A 26,356-nucleotide genomic window follows, 5' to 3' on the forward strand; every position below is an offset into this window, starting at 1 on the left:
AAAAGCAACGAGCCACGCAGGAAGACCGGCGTGGCTCGTCATACGGATTCTGAATCGACCGGGTCGGTCGAAGGCGCGGGATTATAGCGCAGTCGGGGCCGGAGCGCCCAGCCCCGTTGGTAAGCTCGAAAATTACCCCGCAGACAGGCTTCCAGATGCTCTGGCGTGTGACTGGGGGACTACTGTCGGAACCAACTGTAGCCGCACGTCAAGGATGACCTCATGCGCAAACACCTCCGCACCACCCTGCCGCTGGCTCTGGCGGCCATGTTCCACGCCACCTTCGCCGGTGCCGATCACCGCCCCCTGACGATCTGGGTCTTCTCCCACGATGAGCTGACGGATATTTCAGACGAGCAACTGCGTCAGGACTACTTCGCCAACTGGCTCGCAGAAATACGCGAGATCAAGAACGTGCCCGTCGAGATTCATTTCCGCCGCCAGACCCCGGGCCTGACCGACCTCGACTATCGCAAGATGGACAGCCTGACCGCCCTCTCGGCCTGGTCCGACGCCACCGCAGCCTGGCGACGACAACAGAACAACCCGGGCGGGATGACGCGCTACCTGCTGCTGACCCGCAGTCCGCTGGACGAGGACGGCACCACGCTGGGCCTGGCCCACCAGACCGGCAACGCAGCCATCGCCTCGATTCATTCCTACGCTACCGCCGGCCATGAACTGGGCCACACCCTCAGCGCCACCCACGAAGCCTCCGAGGTGCTGTTCAATGGCTGGTTCTGCGAAACCTACATGTTCCCGACCCGGCTCAGCATCCGCTCCAACTGCTACCGCTATTCGGACACCAACCGGGAGAACATCGCCACCTACCTCAAGCGCCTGGGGCACTGACCGTGCCAGGCTCCTGCCGCGCCGATTCGAGCTTGCGCCACAGCAAGCGCACATTGGCCTTGCGCACCAGAGCACAGCGATACAGGCGGATCTCCAGCGGCACATGCCACTGGGGACCGCCACAGATCACCAGTTCGCCCCGTTCCAGCTCGGCTCGCGCCGACAGGCGCGGCACCCAGGCGATACCCAGCCCCTCCAGGGCCATGCTCTTCAGGCTGTCGGCCATGGCGGTCTCGTAAACCGTGGTGAAACGCAGGTTGCGCTGGCGCAACAGCAGGTTCACCGAACGACCGAGGAAAGCACCGGCGCTATAGGCCAGCAGCGGCACGCTGCCTTCACCTTCGAGGTCGAACAGCGGCTGGCCATCCGGGCCGGCGGCGCAGACCGGCAGCATCTCCGTATGCCCCAGGTGCAGGGAGGGGAAGATTTCCGCGTCCATCTGCAAGGCCGCGTCCGGGTCGTAGAACGCCAGCATCAGGTCGCAACCACCCTCGCGCAGGGCGTGAACAGCATCGCCGACGTTGGTCGCCACCAGGCGCGTGGCGATATTGAGACCGTCATTGCGCAACTGGGCGATCCAGCGCGGGAAGAAACCGAGCGCCAGCGAGTGCGCCGCAGCAACCTGGATCACCTCGCCCTGGCCGCCTTCAAGGTGGTGCAAATGGCGAAGAACTTCGCTCAATTGGTCGACAACGGTACGCGCGGTGACGAGAAACAGCTGACCGGCCGCAGTCAGCTCGATTGGCGTGCGCGAGCGGTTGACCAGGGTCAGCCCCAGTGCGGCTTCAAGGCTGCGAATCCGCCGGCTGAACGCGGGCTGGGTAACGAAGCGACGCTCGGCGGCCTGGGAGAAGCTGCGGGTCGCAGCCAGGGCGCTGAAGTCTTCCAGCCATTTGCTTTCAAGGTTCATCGGTCACTACTCCAAAAACATGCACCAAAATGGCACACGCTCGATCTCGGAAGAACGTCACATGGGGCGTTATGCCGTTTGTGCATAGGTTAGCGTGCAACAGCATTGGCCGCAAAACGGCCTCCGCCCCTACGATTGGCGCCATTCCGGCACATGCCGGGTTATTTCGAGATGATAATCATCATGTCCGCTGCTGCATCGTTCCGCGTTGAAAAAGACCTGCTTGGCACCCTGGAAGTCCCTGCAGATGCCTACTACGGTATCCAGACCCTGCGCGCTGCCAACAACTTCCACCTCTCCGGTGTTCCGCTGTCGCACTACCCGAAGCTGGTCGTGGCCCTGGCCATGGTCAAGCAGGCCGCTGCCGACGCCAACCGTGAGCTGGGTCACCTGAGCGATGCCAAGCACGCTGCCATCAGCGAGGCCTGCGCCCGCCTGATCCGCGGTGACTACCACGAGCAGTTCGTGGTCGACATGATCCAAGGCGGTGCTGGTACTTCCACCAACATGAACGCCAACGAAGTGATCGCCAACATTGCCCTGGAAGCCATGGGCCATGAGAAAGGCGAGTACAAATACCTGCACCCGAACAACGACGTGAACATGGCGCAGTCGACCAACGACGCCTACCCGACTGCGATCCGCCTGGGTCTGCTGCTGGGTCACGACGCCCTGCTGGCAAGCCTCGACAGCCTGATCCAGGCCTTCGCTGCCAAGGGTGAAGAATTCAGCCACGTACTGAAGATGGGTCGTACCCAACTGCAGGACGCGGTACCGATGACCCTGGGCCAGGAATTCCGCGCCTTCGCCACCACCCTGACCGAAGACCTGAACCGCCTGCGCACCCTGGCTCCGGAAGTACTGACCGAAGTGAACCTGGGCGGTACCGCCATCGGTACCGGCATCAACGCCGACCCGGGCTACCAGGCCCTGGCCGTACAGCGCCTGGCAACCATCAGCGGCCAGCCACTGGTTCCTGCCGCCGACCTGATCGAAGCCACCTCGGACATGGGCGCCTTCGTTCTGTTCTCCGGCATGCTCAAGCGTACCGCGGTCAAGCTGTCGAAGATCTGCAACGACCTGCGCCTGCTGTCCAGCGGCCCGCGCACCGGTATCAACGAGATCAATCTGCCAGCGCGTCAGCCAGGCAGCTCGATCATGCCAGGCAAGGTCAACCCGGTTATCCCGGAAGCCGTCAACCAGGTGGCCTTCGCCATCATGGGTAACGACCTGGCGCTGACCGTCGCCGCCGAAGGTGGCCAACTGCAGTTGAACGTCATGGAACCGCTGATCGCCTACAAGATCTTCGACTCCATCCGCCTGCTGCAACGCGCCATGGACATGCTGCGCGAGCACTGCATCGTCGGCATCACCGCCAACGAACAGCGCTGCCGTGAACTGGTCGAGCACTCGATCGGCCTGGTCACCGCCCTGAACCCGTACATCGGCTACGAAAACGCCACCCGTATCGCCCGCATCGCCCTGGAAACCGGCCGCGGCGTACTGGAACTGGTGCGCGAAGAACAGCTGCTGGACGAAGCGATGCTCAACGACATCCTGCGTCCGGAAAACATGATCGCTCCGCGTCTGGTTCCGCTGAAGGCGTAACCACCCGCGACAACTGTCTCACCAGGTCGAGGGACTAGACACCTCTCACCTTTCAAGGGCCCGGGATACTTCCCAGGGCCCTTTTTTTATGTCTGGGCACTCACGCGCCCATCGCGTTACGGGTTGTAGGCCCCGAAACAGGCGCGGAACAACACTTCCAGCACGGAGAGGTTGCCCTTCACGCTGCTGATCTTGGTCGGTACCTCACCTTTTGGATAGCGCCGCACCGTGGCCAACTCGACACAGCGATAGCCCAACTTCGGTGCCCGGTAGGAGAGATAGGCCAACAGTTCATAAGTGCTGAAGACATCGCGGAACGGTGCCACAGCCGGATCCAGCAGCATCTTGCGGCTATAGGCACGGAAACCCTGGGTGGTATCCGTCCATTTGAACCCGGAGGACAGACTCAGCATCGGCGCATGGATGAAACGAATGGCGAAGTCGCGTGAAAGAGGAGTGTTTTCCGCAACACCGCCAGCAATGAAACGCGACGCCTGAACGAAGTCGACACCCTGCTCGAGTGCCTCGATGAAACGCGGAATTGCTTCCGGATCGTCCTTGTCATTACCGTCAATGGTGACGATCCCCTCGTAGCCCTGATCGAGCGCAAACGCATAGGCGCAGCGCAACTGGGCGCTCAGTTTGCCAGGGGCGGTCTTCACCAGCAGCCCACGCACACCTACCTGCTGCAGGTCCTGCAACTCCAGCGAACCGTCGGTGGAACCACCATCGACGATGATGATGTCGGCCATGCCACTGATGTCGAGCGCCGCCATCCGCGCCAGCAGGTTCTTTATCCGCGAGCCTTCGTTGATGACCGGAATCACCACGCACCAAGGGTGCTGGCGACCGAGCCATAGACGCGTATCAAAGGAGGGCACCTGCCAGGTACCACGTACTGCGGAGATTTCAGCGGGGGAATTCATTTTCATCACCATCAAGCCACGCGGGCGGTGATCAACGCCACGCCAGCAATTACCAGAACGATTCCCGCCCCTGTTGTCCAGTGGAAGGATTCACGAAAGAAGAGCAATGAGAACAGTGCGACGGTTGCGATCGCGCCAGCGGTCAGCACCGGGTGTGCAACATTCAGCGGCAGGCGGGCCAGTGCTGCGGCATAGAGGAGAAAGGCCGCGCCATAAAGGCCTAATCCCAGCCAGAAGGGCCAATTGCTCAATGCCGCCATGGGATCGCTGAGGGAGGGGAACTTGCGGGGAGGCATCATCGCCATTTTCACCAGCACACTGGCGGATGCGTTGGAAAGGATACCCAGAAGCAGGATCAGCCACTTCATGCTCATGCCACGTCCCCTGCTCCGTAATACCGCACCGCGACTCCAAGCGCCCGTTCGACGGCTTCGATGGGCGGCTCCTCCTTCGTCGCAACCATTTCGATGGCGACCAGGGCCTGAGGCAAATGCTGGCGCAGCGCTTCCGCCATCTCCTGGTGCTGACAGCCGCCATCACCCAGCGCCAGCAAGTCGGGTTCGCTGGCATGCACATGGCCGATGAGTTCAGCGCAATCGGCCAGTACTTCAAACGGATTTTCGCCATTGATGGAAAGCGCGCCGGTATCCAGCTGCATCCTGATCGCGGGGTGGGCGATACTCCTGACCATAGCCGCCGTCTCGGCACTGCCGGTCATGAAGTTTGCCCCATAGCGGGTCGGATTCGGCTCGAGACAAATGACGACACCCTCGGCCTGGGCAATATCGCCCAAGCGGCGGAAGAACGGCACCGCCACCTCCAGCACCTCGGCATCGGTCAATCCACTGCGGTCGCGGTTCCTGGGCGAACCGAACACCAGCCGCGTGGCCCCGAGACCACCACCGATACGGCACACGGCCGCCAGGTGGGTCAACAGGGCCGCCTGGCTCTCCGGCGTGCCGAAGACGTTCAGGCCCGTGGTGCCGAACAGCAGCGCCTGCATGCCGGTGATTTCGATGCCGCGCTCAGCCCACCAGCCCCTGACGCGGGCAATGTCCGCGTCGGTCGCAGCGGCTGGCTGCGGAAAGTACTTGCCCGGCGCGATGTCGATGGCATCGACGGCAAAGCGCTCGAGCAACGCCGCAACCGCCTCATCCTGCGCGGTGTCCCACGCGATATTGGAAATGGACAGCCTCATTGACCCGCTCCCGCGTCATCCTTCACCGTGACCGGCTCGGATTGCGCATAGGCCCTGACAGCCAGCAGCGTCTCCCGCTGACTGTACTGATAGCGGCCGGTTGCACCGAAAACGGCGGCATGGCGGGTCTGCATGTCGTAGGCACCCACCGGGTTGTCGAGGGTATTGTCGAATGGCTTGCCGAATCCATAAGCAGCGATGTCCGCAACGCTGACGGGCTCGGCTGTGAGGTGAACCAGCGCAAGCCCGGCCTTGCGCGCCGCCTGGATGTCATGCCAAAGGTTGACCATCGGGTAGAACTGGAAAACACCCCGGCTGTCGATCGCCTGCAGGTTGTTGCCGTTGAGGAAGTCGAAAATCACGTTCTTGCGCAGCTTCGGCCCGACCAGGCCAGGAAGCCGAATGATCAGGTGGTCGGGAAACTGGCTTTCGACGAACTTCTCCAGCAATCGACGATTGAGCCCATATGCATGCAACCCAGCCTCCTCCACCGGAGTGTCCTCGTCCACGCCAGCGGAGTTCTTGAAGACATCGACGGTGCTGATCAGGATGAAGGTCTTGCATGTGATGGTCTTCAGGTGAGCGATCAGGCCCTCGATCTTCAGACGATCCTGTTCAGGCTCGCGGTTGGCGATCCACTTTTGCGCCGGTGCTCCGGCGCAGATCACCATGTCGTACGAACGCCCTTCGATCTCGCCGATCGTGGTAGAGCGATAACAATCGTCGAAAGTCGTCTGTGCCAACAATGTGCTGCCGACGAATCCGGAGTAGCCAATGAGTGCAGAAGTCATGCGTTCTACGACCTGTGAATTAGTGTGCAGAAATCAATGCGTTCTCTGGATCGACATACGTCTTGCCGCCCAGATCGATGCGTTGCTTCCAGGCAATACTGCCGTCAGGAAGGGTTTCACCGATCTCCAGGCTGGCCAGAGGGTAGGCCGGTAATTGAATGGGCGCAGCACAGCTCTGGTAATACTTCGAAGCCAGTTGCGCATTGCCGTTGAACACCAGCTTCGAACCCACATCGAGGAAGCCGTCCGTCATACCCGAAATGGCTTCAGGAGACTGCGGATAAACATGAATGAAGTAGGTGCCGGGCCGATAGGACGGGACGCAATTCTGCCGGAACAGTGTCAGTCCAGCAGTATCGGACACCAGCAGCCTGGCACCTGACTGCAGGTCGAACGAGGCTGTCGCAGAGGCATAGCGGCTGTCCAGCATGCGGTCGCTGTTCTTCACGTAAACGACCCAACCCGTCGCCATCAGGCAGACCACTGCGGCGACAGCAACTTTGCCCTTCACCCCAGCATGCATCAAGAAACCGGCGGCATCGCTGCCCATCCGCACCAAGTAGAAGACAACGGTATAGGCCAGGGCGGGCACGAAGCCGAAGTACCACAGGATGTAGTTCAGTTGCGTATGGCCGTAGGAATGGCTCTTGGCCAATACATACCAGGACAAGGACGCCAGCAGCATGATCGCGGTCAGGGCGACGAGACGCAGGTCATGCCAGCGACGCCGGGCAACGGAATATGCCAGGCCCAGGCCGACGACCAGCATGCTGAAGTTCAGATAGAACGCGGAAATACCCGCGAAGACCGGCGTGCGCCAGTTCAGCCACGACCAATAGATCTTCAGAACATCGACAATCGAAGCGTTCAGAGAATCTCTTAGCACCGGGTCAAATGCCGAAGCATCGCCATAAGTCCTCTTCTTCACATCTTGCTCGATGATGTTGGCGAGCCCATGAGCGATGGTGTCGCCACGCATTCCTGCATGCAGAAGGAGCGCGAGCACGAAGCCGAGTACACAGAGAACCCCAGCCAGCGCAGCCAGTTTCACATTGCTGAAGTAACTCCGACCAACGGGCTTGAACAGCGGTCCGATCACGAAAACAGAACACACCAGAATGGTGACGGCGGAAAGGTATTCATAGCCGGTGAGGCTTTTCACAAACATCGAGAGCAACAGGCCAATGGCAGCCAGCCACTGTCCCTTCGAAGTCTTGGCGAGGTAGAGCAGGGTCGAGAAGACCGCCGGCAGAAACCATACAAACGGCACCCAGTAGAGGTTGCGGGCGAAGGCAACAATCCAGGGCGAAGTGACCATGACAATGAAGAAAGCGAGGGCGAACTTCCAGTCGTAGGCCCTTGCGAACAGCACCGTCAACATTGCGATAACCAAAGCGAACAGGGTCGCATTGACAAACTGCAGGCCGTATACGTTCAGACCGAAGACATCGTGAAGCCAGAGAAATGCAGCCCCTTGGAGACCCAGATGGGACTGATAGGGGAAGTAGACGACCTCAGGCTTGGCGCCACTGGCGACCAGCGCGTTATAGGTCTCCAGATTGTGCTCGGTGTATTCCAGAACACCATTGATCTTGACCGAGCCCAGACTCCAACCCTGGCTGTCGACACCGGCATCATGAGCAATCAGGCGACCGGTGACCAGAATTTGCGAAAACCTGTCGAGTGCATCGAAGAAGCGATCATCGACTGTTTTCAGACCATTGCTGTTGAAAACGAAAATACCGGCCAGAAAAGCAATGAGGAATATTAAACTCGACCCCAATTTTCCATTATAAGATTTCAATTAACCTCTCCAGCACATCATAGATATTATCAATTTTCCCACCCAGCACCGAATAACACCCTGGCAAAGTATTATGCTGCTCAAAAAGAATCGGTCGACCGTCGTCACCTTCGTTCTTTACAAGTACAGTTTTAACTTCAAACAGCGAGTCAACGTGTTTCGCCTTCAACACTTCCGGAATATATCGCCCCGTGTCGCGGACCATCCGATCAACACGCGACTGTCGCTGATAGTTGTGCAGTCTCGCATAAGGATTTATACCCGCTTCATCCGCCCAATTAAAATGCGGCGTATAGCGAACATGCGACAAGGTGTGCAGCCCGCGGGCTGGAAAAGGCATCATCGAGAAGAATGGGCCGTCCATGACGGTCACTCCAATTCCAGCGAGCGACTCAGGCATCTGCATCAGCGCCATCTCGGTCACTTCTTGCTTGAGCGGAGTGCTGACGCCCGGAAAGTCACCGCGAAGTTGATTCAAGCCACTGTAAGTGCAGTTGAATACATAGCGGCTGGCAATCTGCTGCTTGTCACCCTGTGCCGTTTCAGCCACCGTCAGCAGTGAGTCCTGGCCTTTCGAGATTTCGCTGGCCCGAGTACTGAGCCGGACCTGAACGCCATGCTCCTTCAGGTTTCTCTGCGCCCAACTCGCCAGCCGTGTGGTGTCAAAGGCATATTCCTCGACCTGAAAGACATCTTCGATCAGCCTCGGCTCGAAAAGGTCGCGCAAGGCGCGCTCGGCTGGCTGAATCTCGGCACCAATGTCACGGCAAAAGCGTTCGAACTGTCGGGCGGTGACCTTGGAGTTGCGCCGCGCTATCGCATAGACCTTGGTGAAATCCTGCTTTACCGCATCCGGCCAGTCGCGAACGAACCTTGGCAAGTTCACCCGGCTGCGATAGGCCGTCGTAAAGCTGCGAGGATAATGGTAACCGTTGTGCACGCGGGCCTGGTTATTGTACGAGGCGCGCCGCATAAGCGCCGGCTCACGCTCGATCAGCAGGACTTTGAAACCGTATTGCCTGGCGAGAAAGATGGCGATGGCCGCTCCGTAGAACCCCCCCCCTACTACCACGGCATCCTGAACATGAGCAGACGCTGACATCAAACGGGCTGCCTGTAGTCACGCGGGTGACTCGTATCATCCGGCGCGACTTCTTCGATGTTCAGTTTTTCCAGGCGGGTCATGTGAGCGCTGGTGAACTCCTGACCGACATGGTAAAGCGGCCCCTCATTGGACAGGCTTGCCATGTTGAGGATGTATTCTCCCAACACCAGCAAGACCAGGGAGATCAGGAAGAACATACCTGACTGCTGCAACGAAACACTGATCCAGCCGGGAGCCACATCGGTTTTCAGGATGCCGACAGCAACCACGTAGACGCAGTACAGCAGGTTGGCAATGGCGCCAAACAAGGACAGCATGGTGACCAACCGCATAGGCGCCCGCGTCGTCGACACCAACAAACGCATGCCGCGGTCGATACTGTCGCCCAGGCGTTTCGCTCGCACCGCCTTCGGTTCGGCGCTGTAGTTGAGGTACTCGCGTGAAAAACCACCGGTGGCGGGCAGATGCCGATACGTCATCGATGGCTGCGGATGCTGCAGGATAAAATTGATCACACGCTTGCTAAGCACTCGAAAGTGCGGTGCTTCCTTGGCCAGATGAACACCGTTGAATGCATTGTACAAACGATGGAAGATGGCATCGGCAGTACGATACAACATACTCTGCGGCAACTTCTTTTCGTTACGGGCAAAGACGACATCCGCGCCGCTTACCGCTTTATCGAGCATTTCCGGAATGAAGTTGATGTCATCCGCCAGCGGATCGATGACAACGACAAAATCACCCAGGGCATTCTCCATTCCCACCCAGGAGGCAGTGTCGGTGTCGACTTCCTTGGTCAATGCATAGACCTGAAGATTGGCCAGTCCGCTCATACCGGTGAGCTGTTTCAATGTGGCGATACTTTCGTCGTCCGAGGCATTGTCAACCACGATAAGTTCATAATCACTTACGATGGAGGACACCACCGAAGCTGCATCGGCAAGAATACTTTTCAGCTCATCCGACTGATTACGAAAGACAAACACCACAGATAAAAAACAGGGAAAGAATGCCATCATAATTCTCGTTAAAATCTCTACCTGTCCGGTAAAGAAAATTCCATTTTCAGCAAGCGCCCGCGGATGAGAGGCATGCACCACGATGATCTCTCTGGTGCGGCATCGCGCCAAAAATCTGTCATGAACAGCTAGGCAGCAAGCTTTGCACTGGGAGCAAAAGTACCACATCACAGACACATTCTGTAAGAACCGTCCTACTTAGCTTGGAACTGAAACATACATTCAATCCATCTCCTTGCTTGCCATACTTGCACAGCTTCTCGCTGAATCAGCGAAAACCGCTGACACCCCATAGACCCATGGCGTACTGTGCCCGGCTACCAACAAGACCGACCATGGAGAATGGCGCATGATTTCGGCGCCCCCCCGCCCCGCTCGCAGCATCATGGTGCTGTACACCGGCGGCACCATCGGCATGCAAGCCAGTGCCAACGGCCTGACCCCCGCTTCCGGCTTCGAGCAGCGTATGCGCGCCGGTTTATCCACAAGGACCGACCTGGCTCCGTGGCGCTTCCGCGAAATGGCACCGCTGATCGACAGCGCCAACATGACCCCGCAGTACTGGCTGCGCTTGCGCGCGGCGATCATCGAGGCAGTGGACGCCGGCTGCGACGCGGTGCTGGTGCTGCATGGCACCGACACCCTGGCCTACAGCGCGGCGGCCATGAGCTTCCAGTTGCTCGGGCTGGAGGCGCCGGTACTGTTCACCGGCTCGATGCTGCCGGCGGGCGTGGATGACAGCGACGCCTGGGAAAACCTCACCGGTGCCTTGAATGCCCTGACCACAGGCCAGCCGGTCGGGGTGCAACTGTTCTTCCATGGTGAACTGCTGCCGCCACACCGCACCGCCAAGGTGCGTAGCTATGGCCGGCATCCCTTCGTTGCCCTTGCCCGCAACGTCTCGGCGAGCGACACCCCCGCGCTGCCTGCTGCCCTGGACTATCGCCAGCCACGCCAGCCTGTGGATATCGCCGTACTGCCCCTGGTTCCGGGCTTTTCCGCGGACCTGCTGCGGGCAGTTATCCACAGCGGGGCCCAGGGCCTGATCCTCGAATGCTTCGGCAGCGGCACAGGGCCGAGCGACGACGCGGATTTCCTCGCCGCCCTGGAACAGGCACATTCACGGAACCTGGTGGTGATCGCCATCACCCAATGCCATGAAGGCGGCGTCGAACTGGACATCTACGAGGCCGGCAGCCGCCTGCGCCAGGCCGGCGTGCTCTCCGGCGGCGGCATGACCCGCGAAGCGGCGTTCGGCAAGCTGCAGTTGCTGCTCGGCAGCGGCCTGCCGGTAGAGGACGTCCGTCGCCTGGCGGAACAGGATCTGGCCGGCGAACTGCGCTGAAGGCATGCAATTTGCTCGCTCCCCGAACAGTCCATCAGCCCGGTACCGAGCATGTTGCACTCCCACCTGACCACCCTGAACGCGGTTTCCCTGGTCCTGCAGACCTTCCAGGATCAGGGAGATGCCCTGCTTCATGGCAGCGGCATCAGCGCGGCCGACCTGGGCCGTGCCGACCCGCGCATCACCACCCGCCAGGAAATGCAGGTGTGCGCCAACGCGGTCGCGCGGCGGCGCGATATCGGCCTGGAACTGGGGCGGCGCATGCACGTTTCATCCTACGGCATGCTCGGCTATGCCCTGCTCTCCAGTGCCACCTTAGGTGACGCTTTGCGCCTGGCGCTGCACTACCCCGCGCTGTTGGGAACACTTTTCCGCCTGCGCCTGATCGAGGATGGCGAGCGCATCTGGTTCAGCGCCAGCGAGTACCGCGAAGAGCCACAGCTGGCGGCGTTCAATGCCGAGTTCTGCCTGGTGTCGCTGAAGGTCATCTGCGACGACCTGCTGGGGCGTTCGCTGCCGCTGCTCGGCGCGCGCTTCGCCCATGCCGAGCCGGACTACCATGCCCAGTACGGGGCCACCTTCAGCTGTGCGCTGCAATTCGACGCCGGCGATAACGCCTTCGCCTTCGACCGGGCCTGGCTGGCGCAGCCCTTGCCGCTGGCGGACCTGGTGACCCACCGGGCGATGAGCGAGCGTTGCCGGCAACTGAACCTGGAATTCACCGGACGCCAGGCCTGGCTCGGCAAGATCCGCCAGTTGCTTATCGACCAGCTCGATGCGCCGCCGGGGCTCGAGGGGCTGGCGCGGCAGATGAACTGCTCTTCGCGGACCTTGCGCCGTCATCTGGGTGAGATGGGCAGCAGCTATCAGCAACTGCTCGATGAACTACGCTTCGAGCGGGCCAAGCAGTTGCTCGGTGAAGGGCAGATGCCGATCTACCGGATTGCGGAAGTGCTGGGGTTCAGTGAGACGGCGAGCTTCCGGCATGCGTTCATGCGTTGGAGTGGGGTAGCCCCGAGCCACTTCAGGGCCTGAGCCAGCGATTGGGAGCACCACTGAATCAAGCCTGGCCACCCGCCCTGGCCATTTCGATCCCCTTTTGGCCGTTTGCGCCGTTCAGCTTCACCGCCCCACCCAGCACCATTCAGGAAAAAAACGCCAGTGATTTGGAGAACAACAATGCTGACGATCTATTCCGATGACCACCGCCTGCACCACGGCCGCTGCGAGCTGATCGACGGCCAGCTCAAGCCTTGCTTCGAGATGCCTTCCCGCGCCGACCACGTCCTTGACCGGGTCAAGGCACGCAATATCGGCCCCGTCAGTGGCCCCACCGATTTCGGCCGCGCGCCTCTGCAACGGGTGCACAGCGCCGATTACCTGCAGTTCTTCGAAGGTGCCTGGGCTCGCTGGGCCGAGCTGGAGCGCGACGGCGACCTGCTGCCCTTCACCTGGCCGGCACGCACCCTGCGCAAAGTCAAACCCACCAGCCTTCTGGGCGAACTGGGCTACTACAGCTTCGACGCCGGCGCGCCGATCACCGCCGGCACCTGGCAGGCCGCCTACAGCGCAGCGCAGGTTGCCCTCACCGCCCAGGCCGCGATCCAGGCAGGCGCCCACAGCGCCTTCGCCCTTTGCCGTCCGCCTGGACACCACGCCGCCAGCGACGTGATGGGCGGCTACTGCTACCTGAACAACGCCGCCATCGCCGCCCAAGCGTTTCTCGACCAGGGCCACAAGCGCGTGGCCATCCTCGATGTCGACTACCACCACGGCAACGGCACCCAGGAAATCTTCTACCAGCGCAACGACGTGTTCTTCGCCTCGATCCACGGCGATCCGCAGGCCGAATTCCCGTTCTTCCTCGGTTATGCCGACGAGCACGGTGAAGGCGACGGCGAAGGCTACAACGTCAACTACCCCCTGCCCGCCGGCAGTGACTGGGCTACCTGGAGCGCCGCCCTCGACCAGGCCTGCGCCCGCATCGACGCCTACGCGCCGGACGTGCTGGTGGTTTCCCTGGGCGTGGACACCTTCAAGGACGACCCCATCTCCCAGTTCAAGCTCGACAGCCCCGACTACCTGGCCATGGGCGAACGTATCGCGCGCCTGGGCAAGCCGACCCTGTTCGTCATGGAGGGCGGCTACGCAGTGGAAGAAATCGGCATCAACGCCGTGAACGTTCTCGAAGGTTTCGAACGCGCCCAACAGGAAGCCCACGCATGACTCGACTCAAGCGACTGCTCGCCCCCCTGCTGTGTACCACCCTGCTCGCCGGCAGCCTCCAGGCCGTCGCCGAGCAGCGTACCTTACGGGTCTACAACTGGTTCGACTACATCACCCCGCAGACCCTGACCGACTTCCAGAAGGACGGCCAGGTCAAGCTGATCTACGACATCTTCGACACCAACGAAGCGCTGGAGGCCAAGCTGCTCACCGGCAACTCCGGCTATGACGTGGTGGTCCCGTCCAACGTGTTCCTGGCCAAGCAGATCGAAGCGGGCGTGTTCCAGCCACTGGACCGCAGCAAGCTGCCTAACTGGCAGCACCTTGACCCGGCGCTGATGAAGCTGATCGAAGCCAATGATCCGGGCAACCAGTTCGCCGTGCCGTACATGTACGGCACCGTGCTGATCGGCTTCAACCCGGCCAAGGTCAAGGCTGCGCTGGGTGACAATGCGCCAGTGGACAGCTGGGACCTGATCTTCAAGGAAGAGAACATTTCCAAGCTCAAGCAGTGCGGCGTGGCGTTGCTCGATTCGCCATCGGAAATCATGCCGCTGGCCCTGCAGCACCTGGGCCTGCCGCCGAACAGCAGCAAGCCGGCCGACTACAAGAAGGCCGAGGATCTGATGCTGAAGATCCGGCCGTACATCACCTATTTCCACTCGTCCAAGTACATGGCTGACATCGCCAACGGCGATATCTGCGTGGCGGTCGGTTATTCAGGCAGCTTCTCGCAGGCCGCCAACCGCGCCATCGAGGCGAAGAATGGCGTGGTGGTGGACATGCGCCTGCCCAAGGAAGGCGCGCCGATCTGGTTCGACATGCTGGCGATTCCGAAGGGCGCGGCGAACCCGGAGGATGCCCACGCGTTCATCAACTACCTGTTGCAACCGAAGGTGATCGCGCCGATCAGCGACTTCGTCGGCTACCCGAACCCGAACAAGGACGCCACCGAGCTGGTCGCTCCGGCGATCCGCAACAACCCGAACCTGTACCCGACCCCGGAAGCGATGACCAAGCTGTATACCCTGCAGCCGCTGAACCGCGAGGGTGAAAGGGCCCGTACGCGGGCGTGGACCAAGATCAAGGCGGGGACCTAGTTCTGCGTCGCTGCTGATGGCCTCATCGCGGGTAAACCCGCTCCCACAGGTTTCGCGGAGCATGTGGGAGCGGGTTCACCCGCGATGAGGCCGTCAACCCCTCCACACCTTCCGGAGCTTGCCGAGAGCCTCGGCAATCTCCTTCTCCCCCACCGCCGCAAATCCCAGCACCAACCCCGCCTTCTTATCCACAGCCTGCTCCGGCTCGCAGAACCAATAATCACCCAGTCCATTCAGTTCCACCCCCACTTCCAGAGCCCTTTCAACCAGCCAGCGCTCGTGTTCGGAGTTATCCACATCCACCTTTACATGCAACCCGGCGACCATTTCCGGCAATCCTCCGACCCCGGGAATATCCACAGGCCACCCGGCCAGCAGCGCATTGCGTCGCACCAGCGCCGCCCGGCGCATGCGGCGTATATGCCGCTGAAAATGCCCTTGGGCCATGAACTGCGCCATCACCGTCTGCGTGCCCACTTCAGAATGCCGCACCATCAGCGCCCGGCATTGCGCAAACGGCTGTACCAGTTGTCGGGGCAACACCAGGTAACCCAAGCGCAATGCCGGAAACGCCACCTTGCTGAACGTTCCCACGTACAGCACCCGCCCACTGCGGTCCAGCGCAGCTAAAGGCGCCAGCGGCGCGCCGCTGTAACGGTACTCGCCGTCATAGTCGTCCTCGACGATCCAGCCTTGATTGCGCTCGGCCCAGGCCAGCAGTTCCAGGCGCCGGGCCAGGCTCATGACGACACCAGTGGGGTACTGGTGAGACGGGGTGACATAGGTCAGACGGCAATCGCCAAGCGCAGCCAGCGCCGCACAATCCAGGCCATCGTTATCCACAGCCACGCCATGTACGGCCGCGCCGGTCAGGGCGAAGGCACAAGCCGCCGCCCGATAGCCGGGGTTTTCCACAGCCACCCCCGCCCCCGGCTCCAGCAGCAGCTGTGCACAAAGGCTGATGGCCTGCTGTGCACCGGTGGTGATCACAATTTGTTCAGGCGTGCAGGAAAGTCCTCGTGATCGACGCAAATAGGCCGCAATGAGTTCCCTCAGCAGCGGTTCCCCCGCCGGATCCCCATAACCCAGCGCGGCCATTCCGGGATTTCGCCAGAAACCCGCCTGCAGCTTGGCCCAGACCTCGAACGGGAACAGGTCGTAAGCCGGTACGCCGACGCGAAACGCCCGTGGCGGACCGTTTCTTGGCGTAGGCAAATGATGGTTTTCCAGACGAAAAAGCGGTGCCGTGTGGATAACTTTACTGGACGGATCACCAGTATTTTCCGAGGGTTTTGTGGATAAACCTGTAGATAAACCCCGGGATAACCCTGTGGATACTTTTGTGGACAGTTTTGGCAGCTGACTGACATAGGTCCCGTCACCGACCCGGCTTTCGATGAAGCCTTCGGCATAGAGTTGGTCGTAGGCGCGCACCACGCTGTTGCGCGAGAGGCCGAGGATCGCCGCCATGTCCCGGCTCGCTGGCAGGCGCGTGCCGCTGCCCAGGCGCCCATCCAGCACCCGTGCGCGCAGTTCCTGGTAAAGCTGGCGGCTCAGGCCCTGGCGGCGGTCGAGGACAATGCCGGAGGGATCGAAAGGCAGGAAAACGGACGGCTCGACCATGATCAATGGACCCATGAAATTGGCACACAATGGCTCTTACTCTGGACCAATAGCCTGCCTAGGATTGCTCCCACTCGCCAAGGGATTTTTTCCATGTATACACCCAGCGCTTTCAAAGACGACGACCTGCAACGCCTGCACGACCATATCGCCAATACCCGCCTGGCGCTGCTGGTCAGCAATGGCGAGCAGGGCCTGCAAGCCACTCACGTACCGCTGCTGCTGGACCCGAACGTCGGCGCCAAGGGCACGCTCTACGGCCATGTCGCCCGCGGCAACAAGCAATGGCGTGACCTGGAAAGTGGCGCCGAAGTGCTGCTGGTGTTTCCCGGCGCCGACGCCTACGTGAGCCCCGGCTACTATCCGAGCAAGGCGCAAAACCCGCGCACCGTGCCGACCTGGAACTACGTCGCCGTGCACGCCTGGGGCATCCCGCAAGTTATCCACAGCCCGGAGCCGTTGCTGGACATCGTCCGCCGCCTGAGCGACCGCCACGAGCAAGGCCGCGACCGCCCCTGGTCGGTGGATGACGCACCGGCGGACTACCTGGACGGCATGCTCAAGGCCATCGTCGGTTTCGCCGTGCCCATCGAGCGCCTGCAATGCAACCGCAAGCTGAGCCAGAACCGCTCGGCCATCGATCACGAAGGTGTGCGCAGCGGCCTGGCCGCCAGCGCCGACCCGCTGGACAACAACCTCGCCGCGCTGATGCAGCGGCAATCCTGAAGGAACGCGTCCCATGTCTACCGTAGAGATTCGCCCGGTCACCGCCGCCGACCACGCCGCCTGGCTGCCGCTGTGGCAGGCCTACCTGCGTTTCTATGAAACCTCGCTGCCCGACGCGGTCAGCGCCGAAACCTGGAAGCGCTTCCTCGACCCGGCGGAAACCACCAACTCCGCCCTCGCCTGGGTCGATGGCAAGGCAGTGGGCATGGTCAACTGGATCTACCATCGCTCCAACTGGTCTGTGGAAAACTCCTGCTACCTGCAGGATTTGTACGTGGATGGCAGCCAGCGCGGGCAAGGGGTCGGTCGTCAGCTGATCGAGCACGTCTACGCCGTGGCCAGCGCGGCCGGCTGCAGCAAGGTCCATTGGCTGACCCACGAAACCAATGCCACTGCGATTTCCCTGTATGAGCAGGTCGCAGAGCGTCCCGGCTTCATCCAGTTCCGCAAATCACCGCTATAAGCCGAGGTGCATTCATGAGCAGCCAACTGAACTGGATACCGGCCACCGAGCCTCAAGCCGAACCGCTGACCGGACGTTTCATCCGCCTGGAAAAACTCGAGCCTGCGAAACATGGCGACGACTTGTGGGAAGTACTGCAAGGCCGGGACGCCGACACCGCGCTCTGGGACTACCTGCCCTACGGCCCCTTCACCGAGCGCGAGCCGTTCGATCGCTGGCTGCAGGACAACGCCAACAGTCGCGACCCGCTGTTCTACAGCGTGATCGACCTGGCCAGCGGCCAGGTGCAGGGCATTCTCAGCCTGATGTCCATCGTTCCGGCCCATGGTCGTATCGAAGTCGGTCATATCGCCTTCGGCGCGGCCATGCAGCGTACGCCCAAGGGCACCGAAGCGGTCTACCTGCTAGGCAAGCTGGCATTCGAGCTGGGTAACCGTCGTTTCGAATGGAAGTGCAACAACGCCAATGCCCGCTCGCGGCGCGCTGCGGAGCGCTTCGGATTCAAGTTCGAGGGGGTGTTCCGCAACCACATGGTGGTGAAGGACCAGAACCGCGATACGGCCTGGTATTCGATTACCGATGAGGAGTGGCCAGCGGTGGCGGCGGGGTTCGAGCGCTGGTTGAGCGAAGAGAACCAGCAGCCTGGGGGGCAGGTCAGGACGCTGGAGGCCTGTCGCAACGGCTAAATGCAACTGGGGCCGCTGTGCGGCCCCAAATAAGGTTACTTAAGCCCCTGAGCCAGCGAAGCAATATGCTCCGGCCCGATCCCGCAGCAGCCGCCCAGCAGACTGGCACCGCGCTTGCGCCAGTCCTGCGCCCACTGCAGGTAACCCGGCGGATCGAGGTCTTCACGCAGCTCATCCAGCCCATCGTTGGCCGTCGCATCCTTGGGCTGCGGCGGGAAAGCGTTGGCATAAGCACCCACCGAGATATCCACACCCAGGCGCTGGAATGTCGCCAGCGCAGCATCGATGGCATCACCGATCACTTCCGGCTGACTGCAATTGAACAACAGGGTCTGCACACCCAGCGCCGCCACCGCTTCGGCCGCTTCTGCCACCGGCTCGCCCGAACGCAGGCGCGGCACTTCATCAACATCCTCGTCCTGCAGGGTGAACGATACCCAGAACGGCTTGCCGTCCTGCGGCAGACCCGCACGAATCGCACGAACCTCGGCAACGGCACTCTGGGTTTCCGCCAGCCACAGGTCGACATGTTCGGCCAGGCCTTCTACCAGCGGGTTCAGAACTTCACCAACGCGCTCGGCCTGGAAAAGATCCGGGCGATAGGAACCAAACAGCGGCGGCAAGGAACCGGCAACCCGCACTTGCTGCGGCCCGGCATCCGCCGCGGCGCGAGCCAGTTGCCCGGCAGTGCTGGCCAGGGCGCGGCCTTCGGCCTTGAAGCGCTCCTCGCCGATATGGAACGGCACCACCGCATAACTGTTGCTGGTGATCACCTGCGCACCGGCCTCGATATATGCACGGTGCACGGCCACCACCGCTTCCGGCGCCTCGCTCAATGCGAGCGCCGACCACTCCGGCTGGCGGAATGGCGCGCCCCGACGCTGCAGTTCCCGGCCCATACCGCCATCAAGAATGACCAACGACTTTTCGCCCATATAACACTCGCTTCTATAAATATAAATAAAACGTATTAGTGCCCGAATATTTATAACTATTTAATACATGCCACGTTCTGTCTTACAACTTTTCCGGTGATTCTCATGCAACTTTCCTCCCTGTTGGGCGCGGGCCTGCTGGCCTTGACCGCTGCTACCCAAGCCTTCGCCGGCGCCACCCTGGACCGTGTGGAATCCCGCAAGGAACTGGTCAACGTGTTGATGGAAAGTTACCCACCGTTCTCCTTCCTCAACGAGCAGAACCAGCTGGACGGCTTCGACGTCGACGTGGCCAAGGCCGTCGCCGACAAGCTGGGCGTCAAGCTGCGCCTGGAAACCCCGTCGTGGGACGTGATCGCCGCTGGTCGCTGGAGCGGGCGCTACGACATCTGCATCTGCTCCATGACCCCGAGCAAGGCCCGCGCCGAAGTCTTCGATTTCCCGGTGGAGTACTACGCCTCGCCCGCCGTTATCGTGGTCAACGCCAAGGACGATCGCATTCATTCGGCCAAGGACCTGGACGGCCTCAAGGTAGGCCTGACCAGCGCCTCCAGCTACGAGAGCTACCTGAACAAGAACCTGGTGATCGAAGGTGCCGAGGACCAGAAGATCGACTACCCGTTCGACGCCGTGCAGATCGCCCCGTACGACACTGACAACGTCGCCTTCCAGGACCTTGGCCTGGGCGCCGGCAAGCGCCTGGATGCCATTCTCACCAACCTGGTCACCGCTCAGCCGCGCCTGAACCAGGATCAGCGCTTCAAGCTGGCCGGTGCGCCGCTGTATGAAGAGCCGAACTCGGTCGCCATCGAGAAAGGCGATGCCGAGTGGGACGCCAAGGTCCGTGAAGTCTTCGCCCAGCTCAAGGCCGATGGGACCCTGGCCAAGCTGTCCAACAAGTGGATCGGCGCCGACATCAGTAAATGAGTGCTCACGAACCCTCGCCAAAGCCCGTCGCCTCGCGCACGGGCCTGCCGCTACCGGGCTTCCGGACGCGGCTGTACCTCACCTGGCTGGTCCTGCTGCTGGTGTTCGTCGGCTTCTTCCTGAGTTTTGACCTGAAGTTTTCGATCATCATCGAGAAGTTTCCGAACCTGGCCGGTTTCAAGCTGGGCCCGAACGGTTTCCTCCAGGGTGCGGCGCTGACCCTGTTCCTCTGCCTGTGCTCGATGTTCTGCTCGGTGGTGCTGGGCTTTGCCGCAGCGCTGGCGCGCTTGTCCAGCAGCGCCGTATTGCTGGGCGTAGCGAGTTTCTACACCTCGTTCTTCCGCGGCACGCCGCTGCTGATCCAGATCCTCCTGATCTACCTCGGCTTGCCGCAGATCGGCCTGGTGCCGGGCGCCATCAGCGCGGGGATCATCGCCCTGTCGCTCAACTATGGTGCCTACCTCAGCGAAATCTTCCGCGCCGGCATCCTCGGTGTCGCCCCGGGCCAGCGCCAGGCGGCCATGGCATTGGGCATGCGCCCGGCAACCATCTTCTGGCAGATCACCCTGCCCCAGGCCATGCGCACCATCATCCCGCCGGGGGCGAACCAGTTCATTTCGATGCTGAAGGACTCGTCGCTGATTTCGGTGATGGGGGTGTGGGAAGTGATGTTCCTGGCCCAGTCGTATGGGCGGTCGAGCTATCGCTACCTGGAGATGCTGACGACGGCGGCGTTGATCTATTGGCTGCTGTCGGTGGCACTGGAGCTGGTGCAGGCGCGACTGGAGAAGCATTACGGCAAAGGGTTCGAGCGCTGACCGCGGCGCCTGAATCGCTGGCAAGCCAGCTCCCACAGGTCCTGCATGCACCGTACCTGTGGGAGCTGGCTTGCCAGCGATGATCTGAAGATCACCTCAATCTGTCAGGCCGCCGCAGAACCCCCATCTGCAACCCGAACGGCCGGAACACCGCATTCAGCGAATTGAGCGTCGGATTGCCCTCACCCTGTTCGATCTGGATCAGGGTCCGTACGGAAATCCTGCACATCTTCGCGAACTGGGTCTGCTGCAGCTTCGCCACCTCCGTGCGCAACTTGCGCACCGCAGCGCCCAGTTCCAGCGAACCATCGGCGATCCCCTCCAGAACGCTCTCGATCAGCAAGGCGCGAATCTCGATCGAAACCGTCATAGCAATCCCCAGCCCTTCATACGTTGTTCAAGATTCTTCAAAGCGATGGCCGGGTGATTCATCACCGCCTCCGGCAATCCTGAGTCAACCAGCAGATCCGGCAATGCCATCAGCCCACGAGCGTCATGGCGCAAGCGCTCGAACGCCTGTTGCGGATCGACGATCGGCTCCAGCAAGCGGCAGGCCGCAAGCCAGTCGACCTCTCCGCCGCGCTCCACCGGTGAGGCCCATTTGGTCGTCCGCGTGATGCCCTCGGCATCCATGACCATGGGCGCCAGATCGTAGATGGGCGCCAACCGCAACTTGTCGTCGCTACGAATGATCGCAGTGTTGCGGCCATGGTTGTCGGCGTTGCCAAGGATCTTGTTGATCAGGTCACGCCGCAGGTATTCAGCCACCAGGTCTGGCACCTGGTCCTTCTGCCCGGCTTTTATCCACAGCCCGGCGAGCGCCCGGATAACTTCCAGATGGTCCATCCGGCTGCCCGGCTCGGTCACTCCGGCCAGCGAATATACCGACTCCACGGCCAGCCGCTCGACGCCTGCCGCACCAATTCGACGGTCGAAGCGTTTCATCCACAGACTGGGCCTGTCGCCCTCTTTCAAATCCAGTTCGGCAGTCGCCACCGTGTCGATGCCCAGACGCTCCAGCGCTTTGTAGTAGAGGTATTCGGCGCGCAGGATGGTCTGGTCATTAACCAGCGCCTGGTTGCGGGAGAACTTCACGAACCAGTGGCGGGCCGCCCGATCATCCTGGAGCACCGCGTCCGGATAGAGCCGGCCGTCCCCTCCTTCGGTCAGCAGCAACTTGGGCGCCTCGCCGCCAGCACCTGTGGCACCGCCAATAGCCGCGCCTTGCTCATAAGCATATTCGAGGAAGCGTTGATCCCGGATGACCACATCGTCGAAGCTGAAGCCCATGGGATCCGAGGTATCCAGGCCTTCCAGCGATTCCTTGACCCGCAGGTTGCCGATGGGGGCTGGCGTACTGCGGGCAAGCAGGAAGAGGTCGTCAGCCAGTCCTTCCGGCTTTTCCCGGTTCATGTGTTTCAGCAGGAAACGCTTGGCGGCGCCAGACGGAGCGATGTCATGCAAGAACGCCGGTGCCTTCTTTGAATGCTGCGTATCGAAATCCACCGGTAACCTGACGCTGACGGCCTTGTCGAAGGTGCTTTCGTAAGCGTCCAGATTGGCTCCCACGTAAGCCGAGGTGTAGCCGAACTGGCAAGGACCGAGAAACCCTTTCTCCGGCTCGGAAAAGTTCAAGGTCATGGCGTCCTGCCATTTACCCTGGGCATGGATTTGGAGGGTCAACAAGGACATGGCGGCCTCGATCAACGTGAAACTGACTGATCTGCAATATAGTGCAATTCCTTCAGAAATCCCGCCAAGTTTCTGCATTAAAATGCACATATACAAATAAAAAGCCAGATGAAGCTGCATTAAAATGCAGATTCACAGAATAAAAAAAGGGGAGCAATTCGCTCCCCATGAGGTTAACCGTTTACCGCCGAAGGCTATCTCAGCCCTCGATCTCGATCAGGATTTCGCCCGGATTCACGCGGTCACCCTTGGCGATGTGGATCGCGGCAACCTTGCCGGCGATCGGCGATTGCACTTCGGTTTCCATCTTCATCGCTTCGGTGATCAGCACGGCCTGGCCGGCCTTGACCGTGTCGCCTTCCTTGACCAGAACATCGACGATGTTGCCCGGCATGGAAGTGCTGATATGGCCCGGCTCGCTGGCCTGCTTGCGCTTGCTGCCGCCACCGCCGACGAACTCGTTGAGCGGCTCGAACACCACTTCTTCCGGCATGCCGTCGATGGACAGGTAGAAGTGACGCTTGCCTTCGGCCTTGACGCCGACACCGGTGATGTCGACGCGGTAGGTCTCGCCGTGGACGTCAATGACGAACTCGGTCGGCACGCCTTCACCACCGGCCGAGGCTACGGCGCCGGCTTCCGGAATCGGCAGCAGCACTTCAGGGGTCAGGGTGCCGGCTTCACGTTCTTCGAGGAACTTGCGCCCGATATCCGGGAACATGGCGAAGGTCAGTACGTCTTCTTCGGAGTGCGCGAGGTTGCCGATATCCGCACGCAGCTTGGCCATTTCCGGCTTGAGCAGGTCGGCCGGACGCACGTCGATCACTTCTTCGCTGCCGATGGCCTGGCGGCGCAGCTGTTCGTTGACTACGCCCGGGGCCTTGCCGTAACCGCCTTGCAGGTACAGCTTCACCTCGTTGGTGATGGTCTTGTAGCGCTCGCCGGCCAGCACGTTGAAGAAGGCCTGGGTGCCGACGATCTGCGAGGTCGGGGTCACCAGCGGCGGGAAGCCGAGGTCTTCGCGGACCCGCGGGATTTCCGCGAGCACTTCGTTCATGCGGTTCAGCGCACCCTGCTCTTTCAGCTGGTTGGCCAGGTTGGAGATCATGCCGCCTGGCACCTGATTGACCTGCACGCGGGTGTCCACTGAGGTGAACTCGCTTTCGAACTGGTGGTACTTCTTGCGCACGGCGTAGAAGTACAAGCCGATTTCCTGCAGCAGCTCCAGGTCCAGGCCGGTGTCGAACTCGCTGCCCTTGAGCGCGGCGACCATCGATTCGGTGCCCGGGTGGCTGGTGCCCCAGGCGAAGCTGGAGATGGCGGTGTCGATATGGTCGGCGCCGTTCTCCACTGCCTTGAGCTGGCACATCGCGGCCAGGCCGGCGGTGTCGTGGGAGTGGATGAACACCGGCAGCGATTGCTCGGCCTTCAACGCCTTGACCAGTTCGCCGGTGGCGTACGGGGTCAGCAGGCCGGCCATGTCCTTGATCGCGATGGAGTCGCAACCCATGGCTTCCATCTGCTTGGCCTGGGCGACGAAGGCGTCGATGGTGTGCACCGGGCTGGTGGTGTAGGCGATGGTGCCCTGGGCGTGCTTGCCGGCAGCCTTCACCGCTTCGATGGCGACGCGCAGGTTACGCACGTCGTTCATGGCGTCGAAGATGCGGAACACGTCGATGCCGTTGACCGCGGCCTTGGCGACGAAGGCTTTGACCACGTCATCGCTGTAGTGGCGGTAGCCCAGCAGGTTCTGGCCGCGCAGGAGCATCTGCAGACGGGTGTTGGGCAGTGCGGCGCGCAGCTTGCGCAGGCGCTCCCACGGGTCTTCCTTGAGGAAGCGCACGCAGGCGTCGAAGGTCGCGCCGCCCCAGACTTCCAGCGACCAGTAGCCGACCTTGTCGAGCTTGTCGCAGATCGGCAGCATGTCGTCGGTGCGCATGCGGGTGGCCAGCAGGGACTGGTGGGCGTCGCGCAGGATCGTGTCGGTTACGAAGATTTTCTTGGACATTATGGGTTCCTCACAGGCCTGCATGCGCGGCGATGGCGGCGGCGATGGCGAGCGCCAGCTCTTCGGGTTTGCGCTTGATCGAGTAGTTGGTCAGTTCCGGGTGGCTTTCGACGAAGCTGGTGTTGAACTGGCCGCTGCGGAATTCCGGGTTGCGCAGGATTTCCTGGTAGTACGCGGCGGTGGTCTTCACCCCTTGCACGCGCATGTCGTCCAGGGCGCGCAGGCCGCGGTCCATGGCTTCTTCCCAGGTCAGTGCCCAAACCACCAGTTTCAGGCACATGGAGTCATAGAACGGCGGGATGGTGTAGCCGGTGTAGATCGCCGTGTCGGTACGCACGCCGGGGCCGCCGGGGGCGTAGTAGCGGGTGATCTTGCCGAAGCTGGGCAGGAAGTTGTTCTTCGGGTCTTCGGCGTTGATCCGGAACTGCAGGGCGAACCCGCGGTGCTGGATGTCTTCCTGCTTGACCGACAGGGGCAGGCCCGAGGCGATGCGGATCTGCTCGCGAACGATGTCGATGCCGGTGATTTCCTCGGTGATGGTGTGTTCCACCTGCACCCGGGTGTTCATTTCCATGAAGTACACCTCGCCCTCGGCGAGCAGGAACTCCACTGTACCGGCGTTTTCATAACCGACCGCCTTGGCCGCGCGCACCGCCAGGTCGCCAATGTAGGCGCGCTGTTCCGGGGTGAGCTGCGGGCTCGGGGCGATCTCGATCAGCTTCTGGTTGCGGCGCTGGATCGAGCAGTCGCGCTCGAACAGGTGCACCACGTTGCCGAAGCTGTCGCCAATGATCTGGGCTTCGATGTGTTTCGGGTTGACGATGCATTTTTCCAGGAAGACTTCGGCCGAGCCGAAGGCCTTGGTCGCTTCGGAAATCACCCGCGGGAAGGCCTGTTCCAGCTCGTCGCGGCTGTTGCAGCGACGAATGCCGCGGCCGCCACCGCCGGAGGTGGCCTTGAGCATCACCGGGTAACCGATACGGTCGCCTTCCTGGAGGGCTTCGTGGATATCGGCAACGTTGCCTTCGGTACCCGGGGTGACCGGGACGCCGGCCTTGATCATGCTGCGGCGGGCTTCGGTCTTGTCGCCCATGCGGCGAATGACTTCGGCGGCCGGGCCGATGAACTTGATCCCGCGCTCAGCGCAGATATCCGCCAGCTCGGCGTTTTCCGAGAGGAAGCCATAACCCGGATGCAGGGCGTCGCAACCGGTTTCCACCGCCAGGTTGACCAGCTTGCGCGGGTTCAGGTAACCGGCCAGGGGCTCGGCACCGATGCTGTGGGCCTCGTCGGCGCGCTTCACGTGCAGGGCGTGACGATCGGCGTCGGAATAGATCGCCACGGAGCGAATACCCATCTCGGCGCAGGCCCGCACGATCCGAACTGCGATTTCACCCCTGTTGGCGATCAGGATTTTTTTTATCACTGGAGTCTTCCCAAAGCCGCTGGACAAACGACCCGGAAATACGGGTCGGCGCGTGACCAGAATCAACTGGCCAGTCGTGCAATCACCCTAGCGCTGTGTGTGAATAAACAAAAATCAATAATTATTAGGGGCTCTATTAGCAATTGCTTATAGTGCGGTAACAAG

At 61.3% G+C, this 26,356-nt stretch carries 25 protein-coding genes; 11 read left to right on the forward strand and 14 right to left on the reverse strand.

Annotated elements, in window-relative coordinates; all coding sequences use genetic code 11:
* Positions 1-222: 222 nt before the first annotated feature.
* The gene (locus AC5QPF_RS31520; RefSeq protein WP_494961449.1) at positions 223-852 is read left to right on the forward strand and encodes a zinc metalloprotease; all 630 of its coding nucleotides are present in this window, start codon (positions 223-225) and stop codon (positions 850-852) included.
* Here AC5QPF_RS31520 and AC5QPF_RS31525 read toward each other — a convergent pair.
* Positions 833-1,762: a LysR substrate-binding domain-containing protein gene (locus tag AC5QPF_RS31525; protein ID WP_494961450.1), complete on the reverse strand. Its 930-nt coding sequence runs from the start codon at positions 1,760-1,762 to the stop codon at positions 833-835. The genes AC5QPF_RS31520 and AC5QPF_RS31525 overlap by 20 nt on opposite strands.
* A gap of 183 nt (positions 1,763-1,945) precedes the next feature.
* On the opposite strand from AC5QPF_RS31525, the gene aspA reads away from it, so the two are divergent.
* A complete protein-coding gene (aspA, locus tag AC5QPF_RS31530; RefSeq protein WP_458979728.1) occupies positions 1,946-3,370 on the forward strand; it encodes an aspartate ammonia-lyase in 1,425 nt (474 codons plus the stop codon).
* A 116-nt stretch (positions 3,371-3,486) separates the two neighbouring features.
* Here the strand turns inward: aspA and AC5QPF_RS31535 are convergent, their stop codons facing one another.
* Genes AC5QPF_RS31535 through AC5QPF_RS31565 form a run of 7 tightly spaced genes read right to left on the reverse strand, consistent with a single transcriptional unit; the run spans position 3,487 to position 10,213 of the window.
* A complete protein-coding gene (locus AC5QPF_RS31535) occupies positions 3,487-4,296 on the reverse strand; it encodes a glycosyltransferase (protein ID WP_494961451.1) in 810 nt (269 codons plus the stop codon).
* A gap of 11 nt (positions 4,297-4,307) precedes the next feature.
* Complete coding sequence (locus tag AC5QPF_RS31540; protein ID WP_494964286.1) at positions 4,308-4,664, reverse strand: SMR family transporter; 357 nt, start codon at positions 4,662-4,664, stop codon at positions 4,308-4,310.
* Positions 4,665-4,666: 2 nt separating this feature from the next.
* On the reverse strand, positions 4,667-5,494 hold the full coding sequence (locus AC5QPF_RS31545) for a TIM barrel protein (protein ID WP_494961452.1): 828 nt from the start codon (positions 5,492-5,494) through the stop codon (positions 4,667-4,669).
* Complete coding sequence (locus AC5QPF_RS31550) at positions 5,491-6,285, reverse strand: NAD-dependent epimerase/dehydratase family protein (protein WP_494961453.1); 795 nt, start codon at positions 6,283-6,285, stop codon at positions 5,491-5,493. Before AC5QPF_RS31550 ends, AC5QPF_RS31545 begins: the two co-directional genes overlap by 4 nt.
* 19 nt (positions 6,286-6,304) lie before the next feature.
* Positions 6,305-8,089 (reverse strand): hypothetical protein, encoded by a 1,785-nt coding sequence (locus tag AC5QPF_RS31555; RefSeq protein WP_494961454.1) that lies wholly within the window; start codon positions 8,087-8,089, stop codon positions 6,305-6,307.
* Positions 8,076-9,191: an FAD-dependent oxidoreductase gene (locus tag AC5QPF_RS31560; RefSeq protein ID WP_494961455.1), complete on the reverse strand. Its 1,116-nt coding sequence runs from the start codon at positions 9,189-9,191 to the stop codon at positions 8,076-8,078. The genes AC5QPF_RS31555 and AC5QPF_RS31560 overlap by 14 nt, the downstream gene beginning before the upstream one ends.
* Positions 9,191-10,213, reverse strand: a complete 1,023-nt coding sequence (locus tag AC5QPF_RS31565) for a glycosyltransferase (RefSeq protein WP_494964287.1) — start codon at positions 10,211-10,213, stop codon at positions 9,191-9,193. The genes AC5QPF_RS31560 and AC5QPF_RS31565 overlap by 1 nt, the downstream gene beginning before the upstream one ends.
* Positions 10,214-10,565: 352 nt before the next feature.
* Between AC5QPF_RS31565 and AC5QPF_RS31570 the strand changes: the two genes are divergently transcribed.
* The 4 genes from AC5QPF_RS31570 to AC5QPF_RS31585 all read left to right on the forward strand — a co-directional run bounded on the left by AC5QPF_RS31570 (position 10,566) and on the right by AC5QPF_RS31585 (position 14,887).
* Positions 10,566-11,561: an asparaginase domain-containing protein gene (locus tag AC5QPF_RS31570; protein ID WP_494961456.1), complete on the forward strand. Its 996-nt coding sequence runs from the start codon at positions 10,566-10,568 to the stop codon at positions 11,559-11,561.
* Between the two features lie 51 nt (positions 11,562-11,612).
* Entirely contained in the window at positions 11,613-12,596 is a 984-nt protein-coding gene (locus AC5QPF_RS31575; RefSeq protein ID WP_494961457.1) for an AraC family transcriptional regulator ligand-binding domain-containing protein, read from the forward strand.
* 144 nt (positions 12,597-12,740) lie between these two features.
* Entirely contained in the window at positions 12,741-13,787 is a 1,047-nt protein-coding gene (locus AC5QPF_RS31580; protein WP_494961458.1) for a histone deacetylase family protein, read from the forward strand.
* Positions 13,784-14,887: an extracellular solute-binding protein gene (locus AC5QPF_RS31585; RefSeq protein WP_494961459.1), complete on the forward strand. Its 1,104-nt coding sequence runs from the start codon at positions 13,784-13,786 to the stop codon at positions 14,885-14,887. Before AC5QPF_RS31580 ends, AC5QPF_RS31585 begins: the two co-directional genes overlap by 4 nt.
* Before the next feature lie 93 nt (positions 14,888-14,980).
* Here the strand turns inward: AC5QPF_RS31585 and pdxR are convergent, their stop codons facing one another.
* Positions 14,981-16,510 carry a MocR-like pyridoxine biosynthesis transcription factor PdxR gene (gene pdxR / locus AC5QPF_RS31590; RefSeq protein WP_494961460.1) on the reverse strand — a complete coding sequence of 510 codons (1,530 nt, stop codon included), beginning with the start codon at positions 16,508-16,510 and terminating at the stop codon, positions 14,981-14,983.
* A 93-nt stretch (positions 16,511-16,603) separates the two neighbouring features.
* Between pdxR and AC5QPF_RS31595 the strand changes: the two genes are divergently transcribed.
* From AC5QPF_RS31595 to AC5QPF_RS31605, 3 genes are read left to right on the forward strand one after another with little or no spacing between them, the layout of a single operon-like run.
* Positions 16,604-17,236, forward strand: a complete 633-nt coding sequence (locus tag AC5QPF_RS31595; protein ID WP_494961461.1) for an FMN-binding negative transcriptional regulator — start codon at positions 16,604-16,606, stop codon at positions 17,234-17,236.
* A 13-nt stretch (positions 17,237-17,249) separates the two neighbouring features.
* Positions 17,250-17,699 (forward strand): GNAT family N-acetyltransferase, encoded by a 450-nt coding sequence (locus AC5QPF_RS31600; RefSeq protein WP_494961462.1) that lies wholly within the window; start codon positions 17,250-17,252, stop codon positions 17,697-17,699.
* 14 nt (positions 17,700-17,713) lie between these two features.
* Entirely contained in the window at positions 17,714-18,385 is a 672-nt protein-coding gene (locus AC5QPF_RS31605) for a GNAT family N-acetyltransferase (protein WP_494961463.1), read from the forward strand.
* A gap of 35 nt (positions 18,386-18,420) precedes the next feature.
* On the opposite strand, the gene AC5QPF_RS31610 is transcribed toward AC5QPF_RS31605, so the two are convergent.
* Entirely contained in the window at positions 18,421-19,320 is a 900-nt protein-coding gene (locus tag AC5QPF_RS31610; RefSeq protein ID WP_494961464.1) for a homocysteine S-methyltransferase family protein, read from the reverse strand.
* A 105-nt stretch (positions 19,321-19,425) separates the two neighbouring features.
* On the opposite strand from AC5QPF_RS31610, the gene AC5QPF_RS31615 reads away from it, so the two are divergent.
* Both AC5QPF_RS31615 and AC5QPF_RS31620 read left to right on the forward strand, forming a co-directional pair.
* A complete protein-coding gene (locus tag AC5QPF_RS31615; protein ID WP_494961465.1) occupies positions 19,426-20,247 on the forward strand; it encodes a transporter substrate-binding domain-containing protein in 822 nt (273 codons plus the stop codon).
* Positions 20,244-21,065, forward strand: a complete 822-nt coding sequence (locus AC5QPF_RS31620) for an ABC transporter permease subunit (RefSeq protein ID WP_494961466.1) — start codon at positions 20,244-20,246, stop codon at positions 21,063-21,065. Before AC5QPF_RS31615 ends, AC5QPF_RS31620 begins: the two co-directional genes overlap by 4 nt.
* Positions 21,066-21,156: 91 nt before the next feature.
* On the opposite strand, the gene AC5QPF_RS31625 is transcribed toward AC5QPF_RS31620, so the two are convergent.
* From AC5QPF_RS31625 to AC5QPF_RS31640, 4 genes are all read right to left on the reverse strand, one after another.
* Entirely contained in the window at positions 21,157-21,435 is a 279-nt protein-coding gene (locus tag AC5QPF_RS31625; RefSeq protein ID WP_494961467.1) for a helix-turn-helix domain-containing protein, read from the reverse strand.
* Positions 21,432-22,757, reverse strand: a complete 1,326-nt coding sequence (locus AC5QPF_RS31630) for a HipA domain-containing protein (RefSeq protein WP_494961468.1) — start codon at positions 22,755-22,757, stop codon at positions 21,432-21,434. The genes AC5QPF_RS31625 and AC5QPF_RS31630 overlap by 4 nt, the downstream gene beginning before the upstream one ends.
* A 199-nt stretch (positions 22,758-22,956) precedes the next feature.
* Positions 22,957-24,765, reverse strand: coding sequence for a sodium-extruding oxaloacetate decarboxylase subunit alpha (oadA, locus tag AC5QPF_RS31635; protein ID WP_494961469.1), 1,809 nt, complete (start codon positions 24,763-24,765; stop codon positions 22,957-22,959).
* 10 nt (positions 24,766-24,775) lie between these two features.
* Positions 24,776-26,191, reverse strand: coding sequence for an acetyl-CoA carboxylase biotin carboxylase subunit (locus AC5QPF_RS31640; protein WP_494961470.1), 1,416 nt, complete (start codon positions 26,189-26,191; stop codon positions 24,776-24,778).
* Positions 26,192-26,356 lie beyond the last annotated feature (165 nt).

It is taken from the genome of Pseudomonas sp. Con_6 (assembly GCF_059379395.1).

Coding starts and splice junctions, on each gene's coding strand:
- AC5QPF_RS31585 (WP_494961459.1), top strand. CDS start 13,784: ATGACTCGACTCAAGCGACTGCTCGCCCCCCTGCTGTGTACCACCCTG.
- AC5QPF_RS31535 (WP_494961451.1), bottom strand. CDS start 4,296: ATGAATTCCCCCGCTGAAATCTCCGCAGTACGTGGTACCTGGCAGGTG.
- AC5QPF_RS31620 (WP_494961466.1), top strand. CDS start 20,244: ATGAGTGCTCACGAACCCTCGCCAAAGCCCGTCGCCTCGCGCACGGGC.
- AC5QPF_RS31545 (WP_494961452.1), bottom strand. CDS start 5,494: ATGAGGCTGTCCATTTCCAATATCGCGTGGGACACCGCGCAGGATGAG.
- AC5QPF_RS31570 (WP_494961456.1), top strand. CDS start 10,566: ATGATTTCGGCGCCCCCCCGCCCCGCTCGCAGCATCATGGTGCTGTAC.
- AC5QPF_RS31540 (WP_494964286.1), bottom strand. CDS start 4,664: ATGAAGTGGCTGATCCTGCTTCTGGGTATCCTTTCCAACGCATCCGCC.
- AC5QPF_RS31610 (WP_494961464.1), bottom strand. CDS start 19,320: ATGGGCGAAAAGTCGTTGGTCATTCTTGATGGCGGTATGGGCCGGGAA.
- oadA (WP_494961469.1), bottom strand. CDS start 24,765: ATGTCCAAGAAAATCTTCGTAACCGACACGATCCTGCGCGACGCCCAC.
- AC5QPF_RS31595 (WP_494961461.1), top strand. CDS start 16,604: ATGTATACACCCAGCGCTTTCAAAGACGACGACCTGCAACGCCTGCAC.
- AC5QPF_RS31625 (WP_494961467.1), bottom strand. CDS start 21,435: ATGACGGTTTCGATCGAGATTCGCGCCTTGCTGATCGAGAGCGTTCTG.
- AC5QPF_RS31630 (WP_494961468.1), bottom strand. CDS start 22,757: ATGTCCTTGTTGACCCTCCAAATCCATGCCCAGGGTAAATGGCAGGAC.
- AC5QPF_RS31565 (WP_494964287.1), bottom strand. CDS start 10,213: ATGGCATTCTTTCCCTGTTTTTTATCTGTGGTGTTTGTCTTTCGTAAT.
- AC5QPF_RS31600 (WP_494961462.1), top strand. CDS start 17,250: ATGTCTACCGTAGAGATTCGCCCGGTCACCGCCGCCGACCACGCCGCC.
- AC5QPF_RS31525 (WP_494961450.1), bottom strand. CDS start 1,762: ATGAACCTTGAAAGCAAATGGCTGGAAGACTTCAGCGCCCTGGCTGCG.
- AC5QPF_RS31550 (WP_494961453.1), bottom strand. CDS start 6,285: ATGACTTCTGCACTCATTGGCTACTCCGGATTCGTCGGCAGCACATTG.
- AC5QPF_RS31575 (WP_494961457.1), top strand. CDS start 11,613: ATGTTGCACTCCCACCTGACCACCCTGAACGCGGTTTCCCTGGTCCTG.
- AC5QPF_RS31560 (WP_494961455.1), bottom strand. CDS start 9,191: ATGTCAGCGTCTGCTCATGTTCAGGATGCCGTGGTAGTAGGGGGGGGG.
- pdxR (WP_494961460.1), bottom strand. CDS start 16,510: ATGGTCGAGCCGTCCGTTTTCCTGCCTTTCGATCCCTCCGGCATTGTC.
- AC5QPF_RS31615 (WP_494961465.1), top strand. CDS start 19,426: ATGCAACTTTCCTCCCTGTTGGGCGCGGGCCTGCTGGCCTTGACCGCT.
- AC5QPF_RS31580 (WP_494961458.1), top strand. CDS start 12,741: ATGCTGACGATCTATTCCGATGACCACCGCCTGCACCACGGCCGCTGC.
- aspA (WP_458979728.1), top strand. CDS start 1,946: ATGTCCGCTGCTGCATCGTTCCGCGTTGAAAAAGACCTGCTTGGCACC.
- AC5QPF_RS31520 (WP_494961449.1), top strand. CDS start 223: ATGCGCAAACACCTCCGCACCACCCTGCCGCTGGCTCTGGCGGCCATG.
- AC5QPF_RS31605 (WP_494961463.1), top strand. CDS start 17,714: ATGAGCAGCCAACTGAACTGGATACCGGCCACCGAGCCTCAAGCCGAA.